The sequence below is a fragment of the Thermogemmatispora sp. genome (assembly GCF_019683635.1).
Lineage (GTDB): Bacteria > Chloroflexota > Ktedonobacteria > Ktedonobacterales > Ktedonobacteraceae > Thermogemmatispora.
Genome location: NZ_JADGIA010000349.1, coordinates 1 through 2498, shown reverse-complemented (window position 1 = coordinate 2498; position 2498 = coordinate 1). Strand labels below are relative to the sequence as shown.

Below are 2498 nucleotides of genomic sequence, written 5' to 3'. Positions count from 1 at the left end.
CTGGCGAGTCGCTGCACATGAGCCATCTCTTGCGCGCCGCCGCCGTTGAGTATGCCAAGCTGGAGAAGCCGCTGACCGAGGCGGAGATCGGAGGCTGGCTATGAGGAAGCTTTCCAGTCGCGATGCTGACCGTCGACCGATGCAGGAGCTGACTGAGCAGGCAGTTCAGACTGCCACCAGCGCCGGGGAGAGCCTGGACGCGACCACGCGGGCCTTCATGGAGCCGCGTTTCGGGCACGACTTCAGTCAGGTGCGTATTCACGCCGATGCAGAGGCGGCCCAGGCGGCGCGCGCCCTGAATGCGCGGGCCTACACTGTCGGGCAAGATATCGTCTTCGCAAGCGGACACTATGCGCCCGCCAGCCTGCAGGGCCGCTGGCTGCTAGCCCACGAGCTGACACACGTGGTGCAGCAGAGCGGAACCCAGACGGATCAGCCGCCTGTCAGGCTGGCTCAGCGACTACCCGTGAGCGGACCGGAGGAGCCGCAGGAGCAGGAGGCCAACGCTGTGGCTGATCAGGTACTCGGCGGGCAGGGAACGCGCGTCAACGTCAGCCAGCGCGCGACAGGGGGCCGCCTCTGGCGCTATCAGGCCGGCGAGGCCGGTCACGGCGGTATCGAGGAAGAGGCGCTGACCTCCGTCGGCTTCAGCCATGAGGAGGCGCGCAGCGTCTACTTCGGCAACTGGCTGCGCGACCTCTCGCAGCTCCCTCCGAAGGCCCTGCCGCTGATCAACATCCTGGCGCTCGGCGAATTTGGGCGCGAGGTGCGGCAGGAGGACCTGGGTACCTACGTGCCCTCGGAGCACCTGGATAATCCCGAAGGCGGCGGCACCGTCGAAGATCCCCGCCTGACGCCCGCCGAGCGCGCCGAGGCCGAGAAAAAGCTCTCGCCCGCGCAGAAGGCGGCCTACGACGAAGAGCAGGCCCACCTGGCCGACATCAAGCATGCCGCGGCTGCCAGTGGCCTGCCGGAATACATCGAGCGTGGGAAGTTTCATGCGAAGCGTAAGCTGGAGGAGGCGATTGGGGAAGGACGCACGCCGGAGGGCATGGAGGCCATGGGCAACGCGCTGCATGCCATCGAGGACTACTACTCGCACTCCAACTTTGTCGAGGTGGCTCTCTGGGTTCTGAAGAACGATGGAACGATCACCGCGACACAGTACAACGCACTGGTGAAGTCGGAGCTGGGCAATGACGTGGCCCTCATCGGTGGTCACGATCCCCTCAATCCGGCCCTGCCGGGTATCATCACCGGCACCTACGCGCCCGGCGCCAACGACTGGGTCAGCCGTCTGGAGCTGATCTGCACGGAGACCGAGAACGGCGAGCTGACGCGCTCCTTCATCAAGGGCTACTTCCGCAAGATGGGGCTGACCGAGAGAGATGTCCTCGCGCGCCTGGCGGAGGTCGGCTGGCATGGGGGACAGGCTGTTGGGAGCGCGATTGGCAGCGTGACCGGTGGCGTCATCGGCGGCACGCTTGGCGGCCTCGGCGGCATGGCCACGGGTGCGGTCGAGGGGGCGGCGGAGGGCTGGCGCACGCACTCCGGGCTGAGCGCCGTCTGGCATGGCATCACTGGCTTCTTCGGCGGAGCCGCCTCTGGAGTGGCGTCTGGTGCAGCCAGCGGCTATCATACCGGTGCCGGCATCGGAAGCACAGCGCTGGGCGCCGTCGGTGGGGCCATCGGAGGTGGCCTTGGCGCACTGGCGGGCCTCTCTCTGGATGCGCTCATTGGCCTGGTCGGCACAGCCTTCTTCCTCGGCGTACTCTTCCCTGCCATCCTGGTGGTGAGAACAGCCGCCCTGGCCGCTGCACGCACGGGCATCCTGGAGCAGCAGGCGAAGAACCAGATCGCCAGGGCGGCGGCTGATGCCCGCGCGAAAGGGCTGGGGCCGACGCACTCCGAGATCGCCAAGGACTCGCCCGAACACTCGCTTTTTGGCGTCTCGCGCACCCTGGCGGTGGAGGCCGATAAAGAGATCGGTACGGCCATGCAGACGGCCTGGACCGCCATGAGCGCCTCTGGCGGGACAACGCCGGCCCCTGCCACCATCACCGATCCCGTCACCGGGCTGGTTGACAAATTTGTCAGTCATCCCTCCCGCGATCCCTGGTGGCGCCCCACGCTGATCGCCGCGCTCAAAAGCCTGAAGATATAGACCAATGCAGGTGCTCTCAGTGCAGAAAAAGGAGGCTCTCATGGACCGGGCTATACAAAAGAGGAGATACGTGCGAGAGCATCAGCGATCTCCGCAGGAGCAGTCGGTCGCGATCCCCGGCCCGCTCCTGCCAGGAGGGAGTAGCTCGGGGGAGGCCCTATCTGAGGAGGTGCGGGCCTTCATGGAGCCGCGTTTCGGGCACGACTTCAGTCAGGTGCGCATTCATGCCAATGCGGAGGCGGCCCAGGCGGCGCGCGCCCTGAATGCGCGGGCCTACACCGTCGGGCAGGACATCTTTTTCGGCCAGGGGGAGTACGCGCCGCAGAGCGAGGCG

2 protein-coding genes are annotated in these 2498 nt (G+C 66.7%); both read left to right on the top strand.

Annotated elements, in window-relative coordinates:
- The first annotated feature begins 100 nt into the window (after nucleotides 1-100).
- A complete protein-coding gene (locus IRZ31_RS21180) occupies nucleotides 101-2164 on the top strand; it encodes a DUF4157 domain-containing protein (RefSeq protein ID WP_297157720.1) in 2064 nt (687 codons plus the stop codon).
- A gap of 70 nt (nucleotides 2165-2234) precedes the next feature.
- A partial coding sequence (locus IRZ31_RS21175) for a DUF4157 domain-containing protein (RefSeq protein ID WP_297157718.1) occupies nucleotides 2235-2498 on the top strand: 264 nt, incomplete at its 3' end.

Coding starts and splice junctions, on each gene's coding strand:
- IRZ31_RS21180 (WP_297157720.1), top strand. CDS start 101: ATGAGGAAGCTTTCCAGTCGCGATGCTGACCGTCGACCGATGCAGGAG.